This is a genomic window from Burkholderia sp. IDO3, from assembly GCF_003366075.1.
Taxonomy (GTDB): domain Bacteria; phylum Pseudomonadota; class Gammaproteobacteria; order Burkholderiales; family Burkholderiaceae; genus Burkholderia; species Burkholderia anthina.
The window spans coordinates 2,086,958-2,108,977 of record NZ_CP028963.1 but is presented as its reverse complement, the minus strand read 5'-3'; the positions used below and the strand labels follow the sequence as shown (position 1 = coordinate 2,108,977).

15 protein-coding genes are annotated in these 22,020 nt (G+C 66.5%); 9 read left to right on the top strand and 6 right to left on the bottom strand.

Translation table 11 applies throughout. The features are described 5' to 3' along the window. Nucleotides 1-16: 16 nt before the first annotated feature. On the bottom strand, nucleotides 17-1,318 hold the full coding sequence (locus DCN14_RS24425) for an FAD-dependent oxidoreductase (RefSeq protein WP_096503135.1): 1,302 nt from the start codon (nucleotides 1,316-1,318) through the stop codon (nucleotides 17-19). 1,383 nt (nucleotides 1,319-2,701) lie between these two features. On the opposite strand from DCN14_RS24425, the gene ltrA reads away from it, so the two are divergent. The 3 genes from ltrA (at nucleotide 2,702) to DCN14_RS24405 (ending at nucleotide 9,160) form a co-directional block, all read left to right on the top strand. Continuing rightward, nucleotides 2,702-4,402, top strand: coding sequence for a group II intron reverse transcriptase/maturase (ltrA, locus tag DCN14_RS24415; RefSeq protein ID WP_057925334.1), 1,701 nt, complete (start codon nucleotides 2,702-2,704; stop codon nucleotides 4,400-4,402). A gap of 151 nt (nucleotides 4,403-4,553) precedes the next feature. Beyond that, nucleotides 4,554-8,618 carry a phosphoribosylformylglycinamidine synthase gene (gene purL / locus DCN14_RS24410; protein ID WP_096503133.1) on the top strand — a complete coding sequence of 1,355 codons (4,065 nt, stop codon included), beginning with the start codon at nucleotides 4,554-4,556 and terminating at the stop codon, nucleotides 8,616-8,618. Further along, a complete protein-coding gene (locus tag DCN14_RS24405; protein ID WP_096503131.1) occupies nucleotides 8,618-9,160 on the top strand; it encodes an N-acetyltransferase in 543 nt (180 codons plus the stop codon). The genes purL and DCN14_RS24405 overlap by 1 nt, the downstream gene beginning before the upstream one ends. A gap of 170 nt (nucleotides 9,161-9,330) precedes the next feature. Here DCN14_RS24405 and DCN14_RS24400 read toward each other — a convergent pair whose 3' ends face one another. The 5 genes from DCN14_RS24400 to DCN14_RS24380 all read right to left on the bottom strand — a co-directional run bounded on the left by DCN14_RS24400 (nucleotide 9,331) and on the right by DCN14_RS24380 (nucleotide 13,134). After that, nucleotides 9,331-10,113 (bottom strand): peptidylprolyl isomerase, encoded by a 783-nt coding sequence (locus DCN14_RS24400; protein WP_096503129.1) that lies wholly within the window; start codon nucleotides 10,111-10,113, stop codon nucleotides 9,331-9,333. Nucleotides 10,114-10,131: 18 nt separating this feature from the next. Continuing rightward, complete coding sequence (locus tag DCN14_RS24395; protein WP_096503127.1) at nucleotides 10,132-10,440, bottom strand: BolA family protein; 309 nt, start codon at nucleotides 10,438-10,440, stop codon at nucleotides 10,132-10,134. 1 nt (nucleotide 10,441) lies between these two features. After that, a complete protein-coding gene (locus DCN14_RS24390) occupies nucleotides 10,442-10,972 on the bottom strand; it encodes a septation protein A (protein WP_096503125.1) in 531 nt (176 codons plus the stop codon). Nucleotides 10,973-11,095: 123 nt separating this feature from the next. After that, nucleotides 11,096-11,527, bottom strand: coding sequence for a peptide-methionine (R)-S-oxide reductase MsrB (gene msrB, locus DCN14_RS24385; protein ID WP_096503123.1), 432 nt, complete (start codon nucleotides 11,525-11,527; stop codon nucleotides 11,096-11,098). Between the two features lie 38 nt (nucleotides 11,528-11,565). After that, complete coding sequence (locus DCN14_RS24380; protein ID WP_096503121.1) at nucleotides 11,566-13,134, bottom strand: protein adenylyltransferase SelO; 1,569 nt, start codon at nucleotides 13,132-13,134, stop codon at nucleotides 11,566-11,568. Nucleotides 13,135-13,298: 164 nt separating this feature from the next. Between DCN14_RS24380 and DCN14_RS24375 the strand changes: the two genes are divergently transcribed. From DCN14_RS24375 to DCN14_RS24350, 6 genes are all read left to right on the top strand, one after another. Continuing rightward, nucleotides 13,299-14,942, top strand: coding sequence for a 3-(methylthio)propionyl-CoA ligase (locus DCN14_RS24375; protein ID WP_096503119.1), 1,644 nt, complete (start codon nucleotides 13,299-13,301; stop codon nucleotides 14,940-14,942). A 184-nt stretch (nucleotides 14,943-15,126) separates the two neighbouring features. Continuing rightward, the gene (locus DCN14_RS24370) at nucleotides 15,127-17,211 is read left to right on the top strand and encodes a 3-hydroxyacyl-CoA dehydrogenase NAD-binding domain-containing protein (RefSeq protein WP_096503117.1); all 2,085 of its coding nucleotides are present in this window, start codon (nucleotides 15,127-15,129) and stop codon (nucleotides 17,209-17,211) included. Nucleotides 17,212-17,255: 44 nt separating this feature from the next. Continuing rightward, complete coding sequence (pncA, locus tag DCN14_RS24365) at nucleotides 17,256-17,888, top strand: bifunctional nicotinamidase/pyrazinamidase (protein WP_096503115.1); 633 nt, start codon at nucleotides 17,256-17,258, stop codon at nucleotides 17,886-17,888. Nucleotides 17,889-17,928: 40 nt separating this feature from the next. After that, nucleotides 17,929-19,107, top strand: a complete 1,179-nt coding sequence (locus tag DCN14_RS24360; RefSeq protein ID WP_096503113.1) for an acetyl-CoA C-acyltransferase — start codon at nucleotides 17,929-17,931, stop codon at nucleotides 19,105-19,107. Between the two features lie 308 nt (nucleotides 19,108-19,415). Next, on the top strand, nucleotides 19,416-20,816 hold the full coding sequence (locus DCN14_RS24355; protein ID WP_096503111.1) for a sensor domain-containing diguanylate cyclase: 1,401 nt from the start codon (nucleotides 19,416-19,418) through the stop codon (nucleotides 20,814-20,816). Nucleotides 20,817-20,891: 75 nt separating this feature from the next. Continuing rightward, nucleotides 20,892-21,989 (top strand): DUF3592 domain-containing protein, encoded by a 1,098-nt coding sequence (locus DCN14_RS24350; RefSeq protein ID WP_096503109.1) that lies wholly within the window; start codon nucleotides 20,892-20,894, stop codon nucleotides 21,987-21,989. The last annotated feature ends 31 nt before the right edge of the window (nucleotides 21,990-22,020 follow it).

Below are 22,020 nucleotides of genomic sequence, written 5' to 3'. Positions count from 1 at the left end.
GACGGGCCCGCGGCGGTCAGGTCGTGAAGCGCGCGGCGCTCAGCGCGGCGAGCGTGTCGGCAGGCCACTGCTGCGTGTCGCCGCCGAGGTAGTCGGTCACCACTTTAGCAGACCCGCACGCGAGCGCCCAACCGGCCGGGCCGTGGCCGAAATTGACGAAGACGCGCGGATGCGGGGTCGGACCGACGACCGGCAGGCCGTCCGGCGACAGCAATTGCATGCCTTGCCACGACAGCGCGGCGGAGATTTTTGCGGCGCCCGGCACCCAGTCGTGCACGGCCTGGCCGAGCAGCGCGAGCGCTGCCTCGGACAACGGCTCGGGCAGCGGCTTCGCGGTGTCGGCGAGGCTCTGCAGCACGGCGCCGCCGCCGACGCGCAACCGCTGATGCGTGCGCGTGATCGAGATCCGCTTGATCGAATCGACGACGCTCAGGTGCGGCGCGTGTTCCTCGTAGGTGACGGGCGCGGTCAGCGTATGCGCGCGGACCGGATGCAGCGGCAGCCGCCAGCCGAGCCGCTCGAGCAGCACCGGGCTGCCGGCGCCGGCGGCGACCACGATCGCGTCGGCCGAAATCACGTCGACTTCGCGGGCGTTGGCCGCGTGCCGGCCGCCGGGCGGCGCGAGCTCGACCGCGGCGCGGCCGGTGTCCACGCGGATCGCGGCGACCTCCGCGCCGAAGCGGAACTGGACGCCGTGCTCGTCGAGGGTCTGCTTGACCAGTTTCGCGAACAGCGGGCAGTTGCCGGTGCGTTCGGTCTCGAGCAGCACGCCGCCGGCGAAGCCGGGTTCGGCCGGCACCGACGGCTCGAGCGCCGCGCATTCGTCGGCGGTGAGCACGCGGTACGGCTGGTCGAGCGTGCGCAGCAGGTCGAGCGCCGGCTGCAGGGCCTCCCAGTCGCGCGGGTCGCGCACGACGTGAAGGATGCCGGGTTTCTGCTCGAATTCGAGCTGGAAGCGCGTTTCGATGTCGGCGACGCTCTCGCGCGATGCGTCGATCAGCGGGCGCAGCCGCGCGTATTGCGCGGCGAATGCGTCGGGCTCGCGCAGCGCGCCGAGTTCCTTGACGAAGCGGCGCACGCCGCCGTTGAAGCCCGGCTTGTAGACGATGCCGCTGTCGCGCGGCTGGCGCTGGCGCATGAAGGTCGGGCCGAACCAGACGTCGAGCGGGCTCGGCAGCAGCGTGCCGCCGTCGCCGTAGGTCGCGCCCTGCGCGACGGTCGCGTGGCGTTCGACCACGCACACGCGATGGCCGGCCGCGCGGAGCTGGTAGGCGGTGGCGACGCCGCTGATTCCGCCGCCGATGACGATGACATCCATGGACTGATTCGATGACGGGCAGCGCGCACGCCGCCCGGTGAGAATTCGCTGACGGGCTCCGGCCCGGTGAACCGGGAATGATAGCGCCAAAATCGCGGGAAACGGCGCCGCGCGAGCCTATCCGGTTTCGCCATCGTGCGTCTGCCGGCTACCGCGGCCGCGCGCGGCGGCCCGGCGCTGGCCCGCGCGCCGGACAGGCCGGCGCACCGTGGCGGTGCATGACGGGTGCCGATCGGCCGGTCTGGGACGACCGACTTCCGGGTATAATTACGGCCTTCGTGCGACACGCACGCTCGTGTCCGGGTCGTCCCAACGTAAGGGACATCGACTAGCAGTGTCTGGAAGGTGCGGTATGACCTTGACCGGCTGCGAAAAGTACAACGCGGTGCATCATGAAGGAGCGCGAGTTCCCAAGTGCAACTGCCCACAAGCGCTGTACTTTCTTGTATCGAAGCGAACCCGGTGGGGGTATGCCGGGTATCGCCATTGGCGATGACCGGCATGCTGCATTCCGCCGGACGTCGCATTGCATTGACCTGATTACCGTCAGGTTCCGCCCAGTCAGCGGCTTCATCTCCGCCGACAGGGTGGGATGTCGTTTGCAATCCCCTGAGCCGCTCGCGGCTTGGGGTTTCGAAGCTTGAGACGAGCGTAAAGCTCGGTGTGTCATTGTTCCATCTCTCTTGCGGTTGGAGAGGTAGGGAACCTGTTGTACGACCAGCAGTAGCCTAGGGAGACATGCGTCACTGGTAACGGTGGGGTGTGAAGCTCTCCCGACAACGAAGCCTCCGGATGTTTCGGGCAGGTAGTGATCGTGAGACCACTACTTGGAGATCCCTAGCAGCAAGGGATCGAGGAGCTAGGCTGACTGGCAGGGTCAACGTATGTGAACTGCTGATAAACCTCGTAATAATTGTGGTGCCAAAAGCTGATGATAGGCACTGACCAAAATGGTACGCGGTCGGATAACCCGTTGAAGGTTCGGGTTACGTCGTCATCGGACCGCCGGGGGAGAGGCAGGACCTAAACCAGTCGTGTGACACGCCGGGAACGTGGTAAGCCCGTATGGTTGCCGAGGCAGTACGCTCGGCAGGCGAACCGCAAGGAACGCTGTAGACCGTGCGGGTATGGGAGGACGGAAAAAGCGAATGCCGCGCTGTAATGGCGCGGATAGAGGTTGGGACATTACCTCACGCGAAAGCGGGCAGACTTCCGTCTGGTCTACCGTCGCAAGATGGCTGACTAACCCTCAAGCTGAAATGGTGATCGCTGGTGGCTTCTTAGCCATCAGTGTTGTTCTTATCCCTTGTGGGAGCAAAACGCTCCCGCAAGGGGCGTGTTGCTCTCCGCGCAGGGATTCACTTCTTTGAGCAGGAGAGCAGCATGAGAGTATCTGCCCGTAAGGGTGGGTCTGCGCTTTCCCATGCGCCGGACCGCTGGCAAGCCGTTGATTGGCGCCGCGTGGAACGGAACGTGAGAGGGATGCAGATTCGAATTGCGAAGGCGACGCGGGAAGGTGACTGGCGCAGGGTGAAAGCCCTTCAACGGCTGCTGACCCGCACGTTGTCCGCGAAGTTGTATGCGGTACGACGTGTTACGCAAAACCAGGGTGCGCGAACGGCTGGAGTCGATCGCGAACTATGGAAGTCGCCTGAGAGCCGATGGGAAGCCATCGGTACGTTGAAGCGGCGCGGATATAAGCCTCTGCCCTTACGGAGAGTCTTTATCCCCAAGGCCAATGGGAAGTTACGCCCTCTGGGCATACCGACCATGCGGGACAGGGCGATGCAAGCCCTGTATTTGCTGGCTTTGGAGCCGGTGTCGGAATCGACGAGCGACCCGAACTCATATGGGTTCAGGAAAAATCGCTCGACGGCCGATGCCATGGCCCAGTTGTTCGTCTCGCTTTCCCAGAAGGCTTCGGTCCAATGGGTCCTAGAGGCGGACATCAAGGGCTGCTTCGACCACATCAACCACGACTGGTTGGTCGACCATGTCCCGATGGACAAGGAGATCCTCCGGAAGTGGTTGAAGGCTGGCCTGATTCACGAAGGTCAGTTTCAGGTGACTGAGGCCGGTACGCCACAGGGAGGCATCATTTCCCCGACGTTGGCCAATGTGACGCTGAATGGGCTGGAACGGCAACTTGCTGCGCATCTTGATGCGAAGTTTGGGATCGTGAAAGCCAAGAAGCTGAAGGTGAGGGTGGTGCGGTACGCGGATGACTTCGTAGTAACCGGCATCTCAGTCGAGGTGTTGGAGAGCGAGGTCCGACCTTGGATGGAGGCATTTCTCGCAAAACGAGGGCTGCAACTGTCGGAGGAGAAAACGCGGATCGTTCACATCAACGATGGCTTCGATTTCCTTGGGTGGAATTTCCGGAAGTACTCGGGAAAGCTACTCATCAAGCCAAGCAAAAAGAACTTTCAAGCGTTCTATCGCAAGGTGGCGGAAACGATCAGCGGCAATAAGGCGGTGACGCAGGAGCGTTTGATCGTTCTGTTGAACCCGATGCTACGGGGATGGGCTCAGTATCACAGACCCGTAGTTGCCAAGCAGGCGTACACCCGCATGGAGCATCTGGTAGTTGCGAGGCTCCGGCGGTGGTCGAAACGGCGGCATCCGAACAAGGGCAAGGACTGGGTGAAGAAGAAATATTTTCACACGGTCGGAAACCGAAATTGGGTGTTTGCCGCGCCCGTAGTGCGGGACGATGGCAGTAAGGGTCTTCTGACCTTGTACCAACTCAGCGGTACGGAAATCAGAAGGCACAAGAAGGTGAAAGGGGACTTCAATCCCTTTGACCCTGCGATGGAGCAGTACGGCGAAGAACTGCGGCAGGAACGCATGTTGTATTCGATGCGTTACCGCAAGCAATTGGCCTCGCTGTATCTGTCACAAGGCGGCTGTTGTGCGCATTGTGGCTGCGCCCTGACTGAAGAATCAGGCTGGCACGACCACCATCTGGAGTACCAGAGGTATGGCGGGTCGGACTCACTCTCCAACCGGGTTCTGCTGCATCCGGACTGTCACAGCCAAGTGCACGCCGGTAAAATTGCAGTAACTAAGCCGGTCTGGCCGTAGGCCAGACTTTGCTCTTGTAGGCTTGAGCCGTATGCGGGGAAACTCGCACGTACGGTTCTTAGGGGGCCCCCTCTCCGTAAGGAGGGTGGGGCTACCCTACCTTTCGCCCCACGTCGCCACCTCGCGCGACTCATCGACGTCAGTCCAGCCCATGGCTCACTTCTCGTGTTTTCCCGGCGCTTCGGCCCTCTCCGATTTCCGTCAAACCCGTCTGCTCGACACGCTCAAGCAAATCGACGCCAACATCGTCGCGGTGCGCGGCCAGTTCCTGCACTTCGTCAATGCGGCCGAGCCGCTGTCGGCGGACGACAGCGCCCGCATCGACGCGTTGATGCACTACGGCGCGCCGTTCGAGCCGGCGACCGAGAAGGGGACGGCCGAGACCTTCGTCGTGCTGCCGCGCTTCGGCACGGTTTCGCCGTGGGCGAGCAAGGCGACCGACATCGCGCAGCACTGCGGCCTCACGCAGGTGCGCCGCATCGAGCGCGGCGTCGAGTTCACGGTCACGTTGAAGTCGGGCCTGCTCGGCGGCAAGAAGGCGCTGTCCGACGACGCGCGTGCGGCCGTGGCCGCCGCACTGCATGACCGGATGACCGAAAGCGTGGTCGCCGCGCGCGACGATGCGAAGCACCTGTTCGACGAACTGCCGGCCAAGCCGCTCGCGACCGTCGACGTGCTGGGCGTCGGCCGCGGCGCGCTCGAGCGCGCGAACGTCGAGCTGGGCCTCGCGCTCGCCGACGACGAGATCGATTACCTGGTCGACGCGTTCCGCAAGCTCGAACGCAACCCGACCGACGTCGAACTGATGATGTTCGCGCAGGCGAACAGCGAGCACTGCCGCCACAAGATCTTCAACGCGCAGTGGACGATCGACGGCGAAGCGCAGGACATGTCGCTGTTCGCGATGATCCGCAACACCGAGAAGCTGAGCCCGCAAGGCACGATCGTCGCGTATTCGGACAACTCGTCGATCATGGTCGGCGCCGAAGCCGAGCGCTGGTTCCCGCGCAACGCGGGCGCGGCCGGCGAGCCGGGCGAGCGCTACGGCCGCCACACCGAGCTCACGCACACGCTGATGAAGGTCGAGACGCACAACCACCCGACGGCGATCTCGCCGTTCCCGGGTGCGGCGACCGGCGCGGGCGGCGAGATCCGCGACGAAGGCGCGACGGGCCGCGGCGCGCGTCCGAAGGCCGGCCTCACGGGCTTCACCGTGTCGAACCTCGATCTGCCGGACGCACGCCAGTCGTGGGAAAACGCGCGCGACGCCGCGCAGCCGGTCGGCGAGCGCAACCCGAACGACGCGCACGGCCCGTACGGCCGCCCGGACCGCATCGCATCGCCGCTGCAGATCATGATCGACGGCCCGCTCGGCGGCGCCGCGTTCAACAACGAATTCGGCCGCCCGAACCTCGGCGGCTACTTCCGCGTGTACGAGCAGAACGTCGGCGGGAAGGTGCATGGCTATCACAAGCCGATCATGATCGCGGGCGGTCTCGGCAACATCGCGGATCAACACACGCACAAGCACGACGTGCCGGCAGGCTCGCTGCTGATCCAGATCGGCGGCCCCGGCATGCGGATCGGCATGGGCGGCGGCGCGGCGAGCTCGATGGCGACCGGCGCGAACACGGCCGAGCTCGACTTCGACTCGGTGCAGCGCGGCAACCCGGAAATCGAGCGTCGCGCACAGGAAGTGATCAACGGCTGCTGGCAGCTCGGCGCGGAAAACCCGATCCTGAGCATCCACGACGTCGGCGCGGGCGGCCTGTCGAACGCATTCCCCGAGATCGTCGACGGCGCGGGCAAGGGCGCGCGCTTCGAGCTGCGCAAGGTCGCGCTCGAGGAGTCGGGCCTGTCGCCGCGCGAAATCTGGTCGAACGAAGCGCAGGAGCGCTATGTGCTGGCGATCGCGCCGGCCGACCTGCCGCGCTTCGAAGCGATCTGCGCACGCGAGCGCTGCCCGTTCGCGGTGGTCGGCGTCGCGACCGACGAACGTCAGCTGCAGCTCGTCGACGACGAAGCGAAGGGCGCCGACGAATTCCCGGTCGACATGCCGATGGAAGTGCTGCTCGGCAAGCCGCCGCGCATGCATCGCGACGTTGCGCGCGTCGCCACCGAGCGTGCACCGGTCGACGTGACGGGCATCGCGCTGTCGGAAGTCGCGGTCGACGTGCTGAAGCACCCGACGGTCGGCAGCAAGTCGTTCCTGATCACGATCGGCGACCGTTCGGTCGGCGGCACGTCGGTGCGCGACCAGATGGTCGGCCCGTGGCAGGTGCCGGTGGCCGACTGCGCGGTGACCGCGCTCGACTACGCCGGTTTCAAGGGCGAAGCGATGACGATGGCCGAGCGCACGCCGCTCGCCGTGATCGACGCGCCGGCATCGGGCCGCATGGCCGTCGGCGAAGCGATCACGAACATCGCGAGCGCGCCCATCGCGTCGCTCGACAAGCTGAAGCTGTCGGCGAACTGGATGGCCGCCTGCGGCACGGCCGGCGAGGACGCCGCGCTGTTCGACACCGTCAAGGCGATCGGCATGGAGCTGTGCCCGGCGCTCGGGATCGGCATCCCGGTCGGCAAGGACTCGCTGTCGATGAAGACCAAGTGGGACGAGCAGGGCGTCGCGAAGGAAGTGGTGTCGCCGGTGTCGCTGATCATCTCCGCATTCGCGCCGGTCGAGGACGTGCGCCGGCACCTGACGCCGCAACTGCGCCGCATCGCCGACGCGGGCGACAGCGTGCTGATCGCGATCGATCTCGGCCGCGGCAAGAACCGGATGGGCGGCAGCATCTTCGCGCAGGTCACGCAGCAGGTTGGCGACGCGACGCCGGACGTCGACGATCCGGAAGACCTGAAGCGCTTCTTCAACGCGATCCAGTCGCTCAATACGCAAGACAAGCTGCTCGCTTACCACGACCGCTCGGACGGCGGCCTGTGGGCGACGGTGTGCGAAATGGCGTTCGCGGGCCACGCGGGCGTGTCGCTGAACGTCGACATGCTGACGCTCGACCCGAATCACGAATCCGACTACGGCGATGCGAAGGACTGGGCGAAGCAGACGAGCGGCCGTCGCGAGGATCGCACGCTGCGCGCGCTGTTCTCCGAAGAGCTCGGCGCCGTCGTGCAGGTGCGCGCGGCCGATCGCGATGCGGTGCTCGGCGCACTGCGCGAGTTCGGCCTGTCGGCGTGCTCGCACGTGATCGGCACGGTCAACGATCGCGACGTGATCGAGGTGTATCGCGACGCGAAGAAGGTCTTCGACGCGCCGCGCGCCGAACTCCACCGTGCATGGGGCGAAGTGAGCTGGCGCATCGCGCGCCTGCGCGACAACCCCGCCTGCGCGGATGCGGAATACGATGCGCTGCTCGACGCGGCCGACCCGGGCATCTCGCCGGTGCTGACGTTCGATCCGGCCGACGACATCGCCGCGCCGTTCATCGCGACGGGCGCACGTCCGCGCGTCGCGATCCTGCGCGAGCAGGGCGTGAACTCGCATCTCGAAACGGCGTACGCGTTCGACCGCGCGGGCTTCGACGCACACGACGTGCACATGAGCGACCTGCTCGCGGGCCGCGCGACGCTCGCCGATTTCGCGGGCGCGGTGGCATGCGGCGGTTTCTCGTACGGCGACGTGCTGGGCGCAGGCGAAGGCTGGGCGAAGACGATCCGCTTCAACGCGAACCTCGCCGACATGTTCTCGGCGTTCTTCGCCCGCCCCGACACGTTCGCGCTCGGCATCTGCAACGGTTGCCAGATGCTGTCGAGCCTCGCGTCGATGATCCCGGGCGCGCAAGCATGGCCGAAGTTCACGCGCAACAAGTCCGAGCAGTTCGAGGCGCGCTTCTCGTTCGTCGAAGTCGAGAAGTCGCCGTCGATCTTCTTCGCGGGGATGGAAGGCTCGCGGATTCCGGTGGCGGTCGCGCACGGCGAAGGCTATGCGGACTTCTCGCAGCAGGGCGATATCGATCGCGTCGCGGTCGCGATGCGCTACGTCGACCACCGCGGCGAAGCGACCGAGCGCTATCCGTTCAACCCGAACGGCTCGCCGGCCGGCATCACGTCGGTCACGACGGCCGACGGCCGCTTCTCGGTGCTGATGCCGCACATGGAGCGCGTGCACCGCACGGTCACGATGAGCTGGCATCCGGAAGGCTGGGGCGAAGCGAGCCCGTGGCTGCGCGTGTTCCGCAACGCACGCCGCTGGATCGGCTGATGTTCGATCCGCACGCGCCGGTCGAGATCGTCACGCTGCGCGACGAACGCGCGAGCGACGTCGATGCGATCGGCCGCGTGATCGTGGCGGCGTTCGCGGACGAGCCGCAGCACGGGCAGTTCGAGCGGCGGATCGTCGACGCGCTGCGCGCGGGTGGTGCGCTCAGCGTGTCGCTCGTCGCGGAGCGCGACGAGCGCGTGATCGGCCACGTCGCGTTCTCGCCGGTGTCGATCGGCGGTGCGCCGGCCGCCAGTCAGCAGTGGTACGGGCTCGCGCCGCTCGCGGTGCGGCCCGATTGCTGGCGGCAGAGCATCGGCGCGGGGCTCGTGCGCACGGGGCTCGACGCGTTGCGCAGGCTCGGTGCGCGCGGCTGTGTGGTGCTCGGCGATCCCGCGTACTACGCGCGCTTCGGTTTCGAGCCGTTCGATGGTCTCGTGTTTGCGCACGCGCTGCCCGGGCATTTTCTTGCGCTGTCGTTCGATGCAACCGCGCCGCGGCCGTCGGGCGAGGTCCGCTATCACGACGCATTCGAGTCGGCGTGAGCCGGCGTATTGGCTCGGTGCGCCCACGCACGTGATGCCGCCATCCTGACAGAAAGGCCGCTTCAAGCGGCCTTTTGCTTTGCGCGGCCTTCGCGGCAACGCGTAGCGGCCGCGCATGAAAAAAAGGCCACTCGCTGGAGTGGCCTTTGCGTGGGCGAGCGTCGCCGACGTTACTGGATCTTTGCCTGCTGGCGCAGGTTTTCCTCGAACGCCTGCAGCTTTTGCTGCACGAGCTGCTGCGCGATCTGCGCCTTCACCTGGTCGAACGGCGGCGGTGCGACGTCGCGGATGTCGTCGACACGGATGATGTGCCAGCCGAACTGCGTCTTCACCGGCTCGTCGGTCATCTGGCCTTTCTGCAGCTTCTGCGCGGCCGCCGCGAATTCCGGCACGTACGCCTTCGGATCGGACCAGTCGAGGTCGCCGCCGTTCTTGCCCGAACCCGGATCCTTCGAGTACTGCTTCGCCAGGTCTTCGAACTTCGCGCCGGCCTTGATCTTCGCGATCAGGTCCTTCGCCTGCTGTTCGCTGTCGACGAGGATGTGGTGCAGGTGGTATTCGCGGTTGCCGCCCGCCGTTTTCACGAGATCGTCATAACGCGCCTTCACTTCGGCGTCGGTCGGCTGGTTCTTCTTCAGGAAGGTCTCGATCATCGAGCGCAGCACGACCGTCTGTTGCGCGACGGCGATCTGCGCCTTCACGTCCGGACGGCTCGGGATGCCTTCGCGGATGGCTTCCTGCATCAGGATTTCGCGGTTCACGAGTTCCTGGCGCACGGCCTGCTGCAGTTGCGGGCTGTCGGTCTGGCCTTGCTGGACGAGCTGCGCGACCATGGCGTCGGCGCGCGACTTCGGAATCGGCGTGCCGTTGACGACGGCGATGTTCTGGGCAAATGCCGGTGCCGCTGCAAAGGCAGCCGCCGCGACCCACAGGCGGGGGGATTTCAGGATCATCGGGAATTCCTAGTGAGACTAGATTGAAGATTCGTTGAATTCTTCGGGCGTGTAAGCCACGATCGCGAGCGCGTGAATGCCGCGCTGCATCGCATCAGCGAGCGCATCATACACCAGCCGGTGCCGCGCGACGCGCGGTTTGCCGGCGAAGGTGGCCGACACGATCGTTACCGTGTAATGGCCGCCGGCGGCGGCGCCGGCATGGCCCGCGTGCTGCGCGCTGTCGTCGCGTACTGCGAGGGACAGCGGCGCGAGCGATGCGGTGAGACGCGCCTCGATCAGCGCGATGCGTTCGTCGGGCGATGCGTGGAGAAAGGTGTCGCTCATGTTACTCGTCCTTCAGGTACTTCGTGAGCCACAGGCTCTGCAGGATGATGAACACGACCATGGCGCCCGTCGTGCCGAACAGCTTGAAGTTCACCCACTGCGATTCGGTGTAGTTGTGCACCACGTACAGGTTCGCAACGCCGAGCACCGCGAAGAACAGCGCCCACGCGACGTTCAGCTTGTCCCACACGGGATGTGGCAGCGTGAGCTGCTTGCCCATCATCTTCTCGATCAGGTTGTTGCCGAACGCATAGCGCGCGGCGAACAGCCCGATCGCAAACAACCAATACAGCACAGTCGGTTTCCATTGAATGAATTTTTCGTCATGCAGGACGAGGGTGGCGCCGCCGAACACGACGATCACGCCGAGGCTGACCCACAGCATCGTGTCGACCTTCCGGTGCCGGAAGGCGACCCACGCGACCTGGGCCAGCGTCGCGACGATCGCGACGGCAGTGGCGGTGAAGATGCCCCAGACCTTGAAGGCAGCGAAAAACAGGATGATCGGAAACAGATCGAACAGGAATTTCATGGCGCTCGCAGCTGCGTGAAAGGTCGCATCGCGCGGCCTTTCACCGTTGTAGGGACCCGCCAGGCGCCACCGTCGCGGATCGTGGCAGCCGGGGAGGCTGCCGTCGGATCCGTCCGGCGCCGCTCATTCGTTTTCGGGTCGGGACTCGAAGTTTAACGCAGCCGAATTGATGCAGTACCGCAAACCGGTCTGGTCGCGGGGGCCATCCTCGAACACGTGGCCGAGATGCGCGCCGCAATGGTTGCAGCGCACCTCGACGCGCACCATCCCGTGCGAGCGGTCGATCTTCTCGTCGATCACTTCGCCGTTCAGCGGCTTGAAGTAGCTGGGCCAGCCGCAGCCCGAATGGAATTTGGCGCCGGATTCGAACAGCGGCGTGCTGCAGACGACGCATGTGTAGATGCCGGCGTCTTCCGTGTCGGTGTATTCGCCGGTGAACGCGCGCTCGGTCGCCGCGTGCTGCGTGACTTCGTACTGCATCGGCGTGAGGCGGCGGCGCAGCTCGGCGTCGTCCTTCTGGTACGGGAAGGTCTTGTCGTCGGAATCGTGTGACATGTGGGGGTTCTCCTGATCGGTCGGTCGGGTCGCGCGGGTCACGACGAGCAGCTCACTTCGAGCGACCCGGCCCAGTCGGGCGGCAGTGCCGCATACGCTTCATGTTCCGGTTGTTCGTCGAACGGGCGGCGCAGCACCTGCGCGAGCCGCTCGACTTCGGAAAAATCCTTCTCCTTCGCGCGCCGGATCGCGACTTCGGCCAGATGGTTGCGCAACACGTATTTCGGGTTCGCGCGGTTCATCGCGGCGGCGCGTGCCGCGTCGTCGCGCGTTTCGTCGGACAGCCGCGCGCGGTAGAGGTTCGCCCATGCATCGAACGCGTCGCGATCGATGAACAGGTCGCGCACCGGCGCGTCGCGGCTCGCGTCGTGCTTCGACAGCTGCGCGAGCCGGCGGAACGTCAGCGTGAAGTCCGCGTGGCTCGCGTGCATCGTTTCGAGCAGCTTGTTGGCGAGCTCCGCGTCGTTCTCGCGTTCGAGTTCGAGGCCGAGCTTCGCGCGCATCAGGCGCTCGAGCGCGGGGCCGAAGCGCTCCGGAAACTTCGCGAGCACGGCCTGCGCGTCTTCCACCGCACGCTCGGCGCGCGCATCGTCGTCGGCGATGCCGTGCTGCAGCCCGATCAGCGGCAGCAGCGCCTGCGCGAGGCAATAGCAGTTCCAGTGCGCGATGCGCGGCTGCATCCGGTATGCGTAGCGGCCGCTCGTGTCGGAGTGGTTGCAGATGTGATTCGCGTCGAACGCGTCGACGAAACCGAACGGGCCGTAGTCGATCGTCACGCCGAGGATCGACATGTTGTCCGTGTTCATCACGCCGTGGCAGAAGCCGACCGCCTGCCATTGCGCGACGACGTCGGCCGTGCGGAACATCGCGGCTTCGAGCAGCGCGAGGTACGGATCGTCGGCCTCGCGGCACGCCGGATAAAAGCGGTCGATCACGTGATCGGCGAGCTGGCGCAGCAGGTCGGGGCGATCGTTCGAGAAGAAGTGCTCGAAGTGGCCGAAGCGCACGAAGCTTTCCGACACGCGCGTGACGACCGCCGACGTCTCGATTTCCTCGCGCACCACCGGCTGGTCGGAGCCGATCACCGTGAGTGCGCGCGTGGTCGGAATGCCGAGATGATGCATCGCTTCGGAGCACAGGAATTCGCGGATCGACGAGCGCAGCACCGCGCGGCCGTCGCCCATGCGCGAGTACGGCGTGCGGCCGCCGCCCTTGAGCTGCAGTTCGAAGCGCCGGCCGTCGGGGCCGGGAAGTTCGCCGATCGTCAGCGCGCGGCCGTCGCCGAGCTGGCCGGCCCATACGCCGAACTGGTGGCCGGAATACACCGATGCGTACGGCATCGCGTTCGCGGGCCAGTCGCGTGTCGGGTTGCCGGCGAACAGCTCGGCGAAGCCGGGCTGCGCGACGATCGATGGCGGCAGGCCGAGCAGTCGCGCGACTTCGCCGGAAAAGCCGACGACGTACGGCGCGGGCAGCGGCGCGGCCGGCAGCCGCGTATGAAACGCATCGCCGAGCGTGACGAACGCGCGTTCGGCGGGCGCGCCGAGCGTCTCGGCGAGGTCGGGGAGCGTGTCAGCCGCATCGGCTGCGCTTCGGGAAAACGACATGTTGAGCGCCTCTGGGTAAGTCGATATTGTAAGGCGGCGCCGCGCCGCCCGCATGGCGGCGCGCGCGCCTTGCGCCAGGCCTGTCCGGGCCGTGGACGGGTCGTACGCTGGCGCACTGCTTCGAGGCGGGTCACCGATTCGCGTCCTTCCGGGAGAACAAGACGATGGGTAAGCCGTTGCTGGGCCAGATGATGGACATGCCGTTGCTGGTGTCGTCGTTGATCGCGCATGCCGCGCGGCATGCGGGCGACACGGAGATCGTGTCGAAGCGCGTGGAAGGCGACCTGCATCGCTACACGTACCGCGATTGCGAGCAGCGCGCGAAGCGGCTCGCACAGGCGCTTGCGCGGCTCGGCGTCGAATCGGGCGAGCGCGTCGGCACGCTCGCGTGGAACGGCTATCGGCATCTGGAGGCCTATTACGGGATCGGCGGGATGGGCGCCGTGTGCCACACGATCAACCCGCGCCTCTTTCCCGAGCAGATCGCGTACATCGTCAATCATGCGGAAGACCGCTACGTCTTCTTCGACATCAATTTCGCGCCGCTCGTCGATGCGATCGCGCCGCAGTGCCCGAATGTGAAGGGCTGGATCGCGATGACGGACGCCGCACACCTGCCGTCCGGCGCGACGCCGTACCTGTGCTACGAAACGCTCGTCGACGCCGAGGACGGCCGCTACGACTGGCCGCGCCTCGACGAACTGCAGGCGTCGGGCCTGTGCTACACGTCGGGCACGACCGGCAACCCGAAGGGCGTGCTGTATTCGCATCGTTCGACGGTGCTGCATGCATACGGCGCCGCGCTGCCCGATGCGATGAACCTGTCGGCGCTCGACGCCGTGCTGCCCGTCGTGCCGATGTTCCACGTGAACGCGTGGGGGCTGCCGTACGCGGTGCCGCTCACCGGCGGCAAGCTGGTGCTGCCCGGCAAGGATCTCGACGGCAAGTCGCTGTACGCGCTGATGGAGGCCGAGCGCGTGACGTTTTCCGCGGGCGTGCCGACCGTGTGGCTCGGGCTGCTCAACTACATGCGCGAGGCAGGCGTGCGCTTCTCGACGCTGAACCGCACGGTGATCGGCGGCTCCGCGTGCCCGCCCGCGATGCTGCGCACGTTCGAGGACGAGTACGGCGTGCGCGTGATCCACGCATGGGGGATGACCGAGCTGTCGCCGCTCGGCACGCTCGCGAAGCTGAACTGGGCGCAATCGCAGCGCTCGCCCGACGCGCAGCGCAAGCTGCTGGAAAAGCAGGGGCGCGTGATCTGCGGCGTCGACATGCGGATCGTCGGCGACGACGGGCACGAACTGCCGTGGGACGGCGTCGCGTTCGGCGAACTGCAGGTGCGCGGGCCGTGGGTGATCGACCACTACTTCAGGAGCGATACGTCGCCGCTGTCGGACGGCTGGTTCCCGACCGGCGACGTCGCGACGATCGACCCCGACGGCTTCCTGCAGATCACCGACCGCAGTAAGGACGTGATCAAGTCCGGCGGCGAATGGATCAGCTCGATCGACATCGAGAACGTCGCGATCGCGCATCCGGGCGTCGCCGAAGCGGCCTGCATCGCCTGTGCGCACCCGAAATGGACCGAGCGGCCGCTGCTCGTCGTGGTGCCGCGCGAAGGCGCGAGCCTGACCCGCGAGGCGCTGCTCGCGTTCTACGAGGGCAAGGTCGCGAAGTGGTGGGTGCCCGACGACGTCGTGTTCGTCGAATCGCTGCCGCACACGGCGACCGGCAAGCTGCAGAAGCTCAAGCTGCGCGAGTCCTTCCGCGACTACGTGCTGCCGACGGCGGTCTGCGAGTCGTAAGCCCCGTGGCCGGAGACGGCCTGCCGCACGGTTGCCCGATCCGGCCCCCGGATCGGGAAAAATTCAAATTGAACGACCGTGCTTTTTCGTTGTATGCTGCCTCCGTTCGATCCGGACATGCGGCCGTTCGACCGCGCACAATGAAGCGCAGCCACCCCGGCGCGCGATGCATGGAGGCAGGCAGATGGCAGTGGATTACTCGACTCGCGACGGCGTGGCCGTCATCACGCTCAACAATCCGCCCGTCAACGGGCTCGGCCTGTCGACCCGGCTCGGCGTCATGGACGCGCTCGAGCGTGCCGCGCAGGATCCGTCGGTCACGGCGATCGTGCTGACCGGCGCGGGCCGCGCGTTCTCGGGCGGCGCCGACATCACCGAATTCAATACCCCGAAGGCACTGCAGGAGCCGACGCTGCACACCGTGATCCGCGCGGTGGAGACGAGCGCGAAGCCGGTCGTCGCGGCGCTGCACAGCGTCGTGATGGGCGGCGGCCTGGAACTCGCGCTCGGTGCGCACTATCGCGTCGCGGCGCCGGGGGCGCAGATCGCGCTGCCCGAAGTGAAGCTCGGGTTGCTGCCGGGCGCCGGCGGCACGCAGCGCCTGCCGCGCGCGGTGGGGCTCGAAACCGCGCTGAACATGATCGTGTCGGGCGCGCCGGTGCCGTCGGAGCAACTCGCGAAGAGCGGGCTGTTCGACGCGATGGCCGACGGCGACCTGCTCGACGCGGCCGTCGCGTTCGCGCGCAAGGCCGGCGCGCAGAACGGGTCGCATCCGCGCGTGCGCGATCGCAAGATCGTCCACGAGAATGCGGCGGGTTTCATCCAGTTCGCGCGAAATTCCGCACAGGCCGCCGCACCCAATTTCCCCGCACCGCACAAGTGCATCGATGCGATCGAGGCGGGCGTGCTGAACGGCTTCGACAAGGGCAGCGTCGCCGAGCGCGACGGTTTCGTCGCGCTGATGATGACGCCGGAAAGCCGCGCGCTGCGGCACGCGTTCTTTGGCGAACGCGCGGCGAGCAAGATTCCCGACGTGCCGCCGGATACGCCGGTGCGCGAGATTCGCCGCGTCGGCGTGATCGGCGCCGGCACGATGGGCGGCGGGATCGCGATGAACTTCATCAACGCGGGCCTGCCCGTCACGCTGCTCGAGACGAAGCAGGACGCGCTCGATCGCGGGCTCGCCACGATCCGCAAGAACTACGACGCGCAGGTGAAGAAGGGCAAGCTCACGCAGCAGAAGCTCGACGCGCGCATGGCGCTGATCGCGCCGACGCTGTCCTACGACGACCTGAAGGATGCGGACCTGATCATCGAGGCCGTGTTCGAGGAACTCGGCGTGAAGGAACAGGTGTTCGGCCAACTCGACGCCGTGGCGAAGCCCGGCGCGATTCTCGCATCGAACACGTCGACGCTCGACGTCGACAAGATCGCCGCCTTCACGAAGCGTCCGCAGGACGTCGTCGGCATGCACTTCTTCAGCCCCGCGAACGTGATGAAGCTGCTCGAGGTCGTGCGCGGCGCGCAGACCGCGAAGGACGTGCTCGCCACCGTGATGGCGGTCGCCAGGAAGATTCGCAAGACGGCGGTGGTGTCGGGCGTGTGCGACGGCTTCATCGGCAACCGGATGATCGAGCAGTACATCCGCCAGGCGCTCTTCATGCTGGAGGAAGGCGCGCTGCCCGCGCAGGTCGATCGTGCGATCGAGAAGTTCGGTTTCGCGATGGGCCCGTTCCGGATGAGCGACCTCGCCGGCAACGACATCGGCTGGGCGATCCGCAAGCGCCGCTATGTCGAGCAGCCCGATCTGCAGTACTCGAAGATCGCCGATCGCCTGTGCGAGCTGGGCCGTTTCGGCCAGAAGACGGGCGGCGGCTGGTACGACTACGTGCCGGGCGAGCGCAAGGCGAAGCCGTCGGCGCTCGTCGACGAGATGGTCGTCGCGTATTCGAAGGAGCGCGGCGTCGAGCGGCGCAAGATCGGCGACGACGAGATCGTCGAGCGGCTCGTGTTCGCGCTCGTCAACGAAGGCGCGAAGATCCTCGAGGAAAAGATCGCGTCGAAGGCGTCCGACATCGACATGGTCTATCTGACCGGCTATGGCTTTCCGCTGTGGCGCGGCGGCCCGATGCTGTACGCGGACATGGTCGGCCTCTACAACGTCGAGCGCGCGATTCGCCGCTACGCGGCCGCGCCGAACGGCGACGCGTGGCAGCTTGCGCCGTCGATCGTCGAGCTGGCCCGAGCCGGGCGCGGGTTCAACGGCTGACGGCGCGGCGTGACGGCGCGACCGGCCCAATCAGGAGAAACGCAATGAAACGCACCGACGACGTGCTGCTCGTGATCGACGTGCAATACGACTTCATGCCGGGCGGCGCGCTCGCGGTGCCGGACGGCGACGCGGTCGTGCCGGTGATCAACGCGCTCGCGCAGCGCTTCGACCAGGTCGTGCTGACGCAGGACTGGCACCCGCGCGAGCACGTGTCGTTTGCCGCGAACCATCCGGGGCGCGAGCCGTTCTCGACGCTCGCGCTGCCGTACGGCGAGCAGGTGCTGTGGCCCGTGCACTGCGTGCAGGACACGGAAGGCGCGGCGCTGCATCGCGACCTCGACATCCCGCATGCCAGGCTCGTGATCCGCAAGGGCGGCGACGCGCAGGTCGACAGCTATTCCGCGTTCGTCGAAGCCGATCGCACGACGCGCACGGGGCTCGCCGGCTATCTGCGCGAGCTTGGCGCGAAGCGCGTGTGGTGTTGCGGGCTCGCGACCGACTATTGCGTCGCATGGTCGGCGCTCGATGCGCGCGCGGCGGGCTTCGACGCCGCGGTGATCAACGATGCGTGCCGCGCCATCGACCTGAACGGGTCGCTCGCGCACGCATGGCAACAGATGCAGGCGGCGGGCGTCGCACACGTGACGTCCGCGGGCGCGCGCCCGACGGCGTAGCGCATTCCCATCCGATTCAGCAGGACCGAAGGAGACTCGCATGACCGAAGCCGTAATCGTATCGACCGCACGCACGCCGCTCGCGAAATCGTGGCGCGGCGCATTCAACATGACGCACGGCGCGACGCTCGGCGGCCACGTGGTTGCCGCCGCGCTCGAACGCGCGAAGCTCGACCCCGCGCGCGTCGAGGACGTGATCATGGGCTGCGCGAATCCCGAAGGCGCGACCGGCGCGAACATCGCGCGCCAGATCGCGCTGCGCGCCGGGCTGCCGGTCAGCGTGCCGGGGATGACCGTGAACCGTTTCTGCTCGTCGGGTCTGCAGACGATCGCACTGGCCGCGCAGCGGATCATCGCAGGCGAGGGCGACGTGTATGTGGCGGGCGGCGTCGAATCGATTTCGTGCGTGCAGAACGAGATGAACCGGCACATGATCCAGGAAGGCTGGCTCGTCGAGCACAAGCCCGAGATCTACTGGAACATGCTGCAGACGGCCGAGAACGTCGCGAAGCGCTACGGGATCGCGAAGGACCGGCAGGATGCCTATGGCGTGCAGTCGCAACTGCGCGCGGCGGCCGCGCAGGAAGCCGGGCGCTTCCGCGACGAAATCGTGCCGATCACCGTGCGTGCGGGCATCGCCGACAAGGCGACGGGCCGGCTGTTCACGCAGGAGGTGACGGTGTCGGCCGACGAAGGCATCCGGCCCGACACGACGCTCGAAGGCGTGTCGAAGATCCGTTCGGCCTTGCCGGGCGGCGTGATCACCGCCGGCAACGCGAGCCAGTTTTCCGACGGCGCATCGGCGTGCGTCGTGATGAGCGCCGATGTCGCGCAGCGCGAAGGGCTGCAGCCGCTCGGCGTGTTCCGCGGCTTCGCGGTGGCCGGCTGCGAGCCGGACGAGATGGGCATCGGTCCGGTGTTCGCGGTGCCGAAGCTGCTGAAGCAGGCGGGGCTGAAGGTCGACGACATCGGCCTGTGGGAGCTGAACGAAGCGTTCGCGGTGCAGGTGCTGTATTGCCGCGACACGCTCGGGATTCCTGACGAGCGCCTGAACGTGAACGGCGGCGCGATCGCGGTCGGCCACCCGTACGGCGTGTCGGGCGCGCGCCTGACGGGCCACGCGCTGATCGAAGGGAAGCGCCGCGGCGTGAAATACGTCGTGGTCACGATGTGCATCGGCGGCGGGCAGGGCGCGGCCGGCCTGTTCGAAATCGTCTGATCTTTGTCCGCCGGCGGTGGCGGTTTGGCGGGGTAAACGTCGCGACCCCGGCGCGAATCCGCGATGATCGGGTGCAATTCGTAACGAAGAGAGGGTAAACGGCGTCTGCCGGGTGATGCCGTTTCCCCTTACTTGTCAAACGAATTGCCGCCCTTATACTTGCTCTGTCATTTGTCTTTCGGCGGGATGGGCCCGCGCGTGCGTCGTTCCGGCGTACGCGACGCGTTCCCGGCAGCCGGCGCAGATGCATCGTGCGTTTCCGGCGCCATGGACGTTCGAACCACGCAGCAGACCGAACGGGGACCGAATTGAGTACGACCTATGCCGCCGGGGAACCGCCGCGCGTCGTGAGCGCGGCCGCGAGGCTCTACGCAAAATGCCTGCTGGTCGGATTCGCATTGCTGCCGGCCTATCTGATCGCCTATCTGTGGTTTTTCAGCGACCCGCACGCCGTGTTCGAGAGTCATGCATTCCATGAACTCGCGATCGCGGCCGCGACCCTCGAGGGCGCGTTCGTCACCTACGTGACGTGGGTCTGCTACCGGTCGTCCGGCGAGCCGTTGCTGCGCTGGCTCACGCTCGGCTTTCTCGGCTTCGCGATGATCTACGCGTTGCACGGCGCATTCACCGGGATGGCGCACCACAACATCTGGCTGTTCCTGCTGTACGGGCCCGCGTCGCGCCTCGTGATGTCGATCCTGCTGCTGACCGGCCTGCTGTCGTATGCCGAGCCGCCCGATCGCATCGAGAAGCGCACGCGTGCGCGCACGTGGCTGCCGTGGATCGTGTTCTTCGTGATCGTCAACGTGGCGGTCGCGTACATCGCGTATTCGCCCGTCGCAGGCGCGCTCGGGACGCGGATGTCGATGGAAGGCGGCGCGCTCGTGTTTTCCCTGCTCAACGTCGGCGTGCTCCTCGCGCGGCGCATCCGTTCGCCGCTGATGGTGATCTACGGCATGTCGATCATGGCGTTCGCGCTGTCGTCGCTCGCGTTCATGCTCGGCAAGCCGTGGAATCACATGTGGTGGCTCGCGCATGCCATCTTCGCGGGCGGGTTCTTCCTGCTCAGCTACGGCGTGGTGCAGGCGCTGCAGACGACGCGCTCGTTCTCCGCGATCTACAGCCAGGAAGACCTGATGAGCCGGCTGTCGGAATCGATGGCGCGCACCGAGAGCGCACTGCAGGAATTGCGGCGCACGAACCAGAAGCTCGAATACATGGCCGCGACCGATCCGATGACGGGCGCGTCGAACCGTCGCCAGTTCATCGCGCAGGTCGAGCGCGAGATCGTGCGCGCGGAACGCGACGGCACGCCGTTCTGCCTGCTCACGCTCGATCTCGACAATTTCAAGAACATCAACGACGCATACGGGCATCAGATCGGCGACGAGGTGCTGCGTGGCGTCGTGCGCCAGTGTCTCGAGGCGATTCGTCCGGCGGGTGCGCTCGCGCGGGTCGGCGGCGAGGAGTTCATGGCGCTGTTGCCGGAGATGCCGCTCGAAGGGGCGCGCATGACGGCCGAGCGCGTCCGCTCGTCGATCGCGAGCGCGCCGTTCGGTCTGGATTTCAAGCGCGTGCAGGTGACGGTCAGCGTCGGCGTTGCGCAGTACGGCGTCGACGGGAGCACGGTCGATGCGTTGCTGCGAGTGGTCGACGAGCGGTTGTATCAGGCGAAGCGGGACGGACGGAACCGGGTCGTGTCGCGGTGAACCGCGCGAGTCCGTGCGGCAGTGCGGAGCATCCCGGACCGTATCATGTCGGTCTGACGAGACCGGACATGATGCATGAACGACAAGAGCACGCCTGACGACGACAATATCGCAAAGGCCGATGCGCGACGCAGTGTTTCGACGACCGGGTACGCACGGCGCGACGCCGGGCAACGCAAGGCACGCAGGACTTCAACGCGCAAACCCGTCGATATGGCCGCGCCCGGCGCGACGCGCGCATCGATGCGCCGACGCGTGAACGGGTTCTTGCTGGTCGGCGTGGCCCTTTTGCTGAGTGCTGCCGTCTGGGTCTATGCCTCGATCTCGGCGGCTTCGCGCATGACGGAAACCGAGGCCGTCGTCGTCGGATTTTCACACGACAGCTACGACGCCGGCCACTACCGGACCGTCTATCGATTCGTCACCGCAAGCGGCGAAGCCGTCGAGGTGACGGGGCAGATGGCCACGACGTCGCCAAGCGCCGATCCGGGCGACGGGGGCCGGCTCTATTACGACCCGGCTCACCCGGCCGACGGCGTGATCTTCGCCGGGTTTTTCGAGCGGTGGTTCGGCGTCGGGATCCTGACCATTCTGGGCACCGTGTTTGCCGGGATCGGCGTGCTGGTCGGACGGGATGGTTCGTCGTCGACGGAGCCCGGGCAAGCTGCCGGGCATGCGTCCGGTGCGAAATCCCAATCCGAAGCAATGAGCATGATGGCCGGGCTCGCGCTCGTCGCCGGATTGCCGTTGTTGCTGGGTACCGGCCTGCTGGGCGGCGCAGGGGCACTTTACGCGCACAACCAGAAGCAGGTTCGAGATTACGTTCACACGACCGGGCAGATCGTCGGGATGGCGGAGCGCAAACGCAGTGATCGCGGCGCCGGCAGTATGTACTCGGCGATCGTCACGTTCAGGACGGACACCGGCCGGACCATCACTTTTGCGCAGGGTTCGTCGTCCAGCAATTCGCTGAATACCGGGGACACCGTTCGGGTGCTCTACGATCCCCGCAATCCCGATCGCGCGGTCGTGCGCAGTTTCGGCGAGCAGTGGGTGGCGATCCTCATCCTGTGCGCGATCGGATTGCCGTTTGTCGCGGTCGGCGTGGGCTTTGGCGGCTGCGCTGCCCTGGATGCGTGGTGTTATCGCCGAAAGAAACGCAAGGTCCGCTGAGCGACGCGGATGGATTGCGGTTGGGCATGGT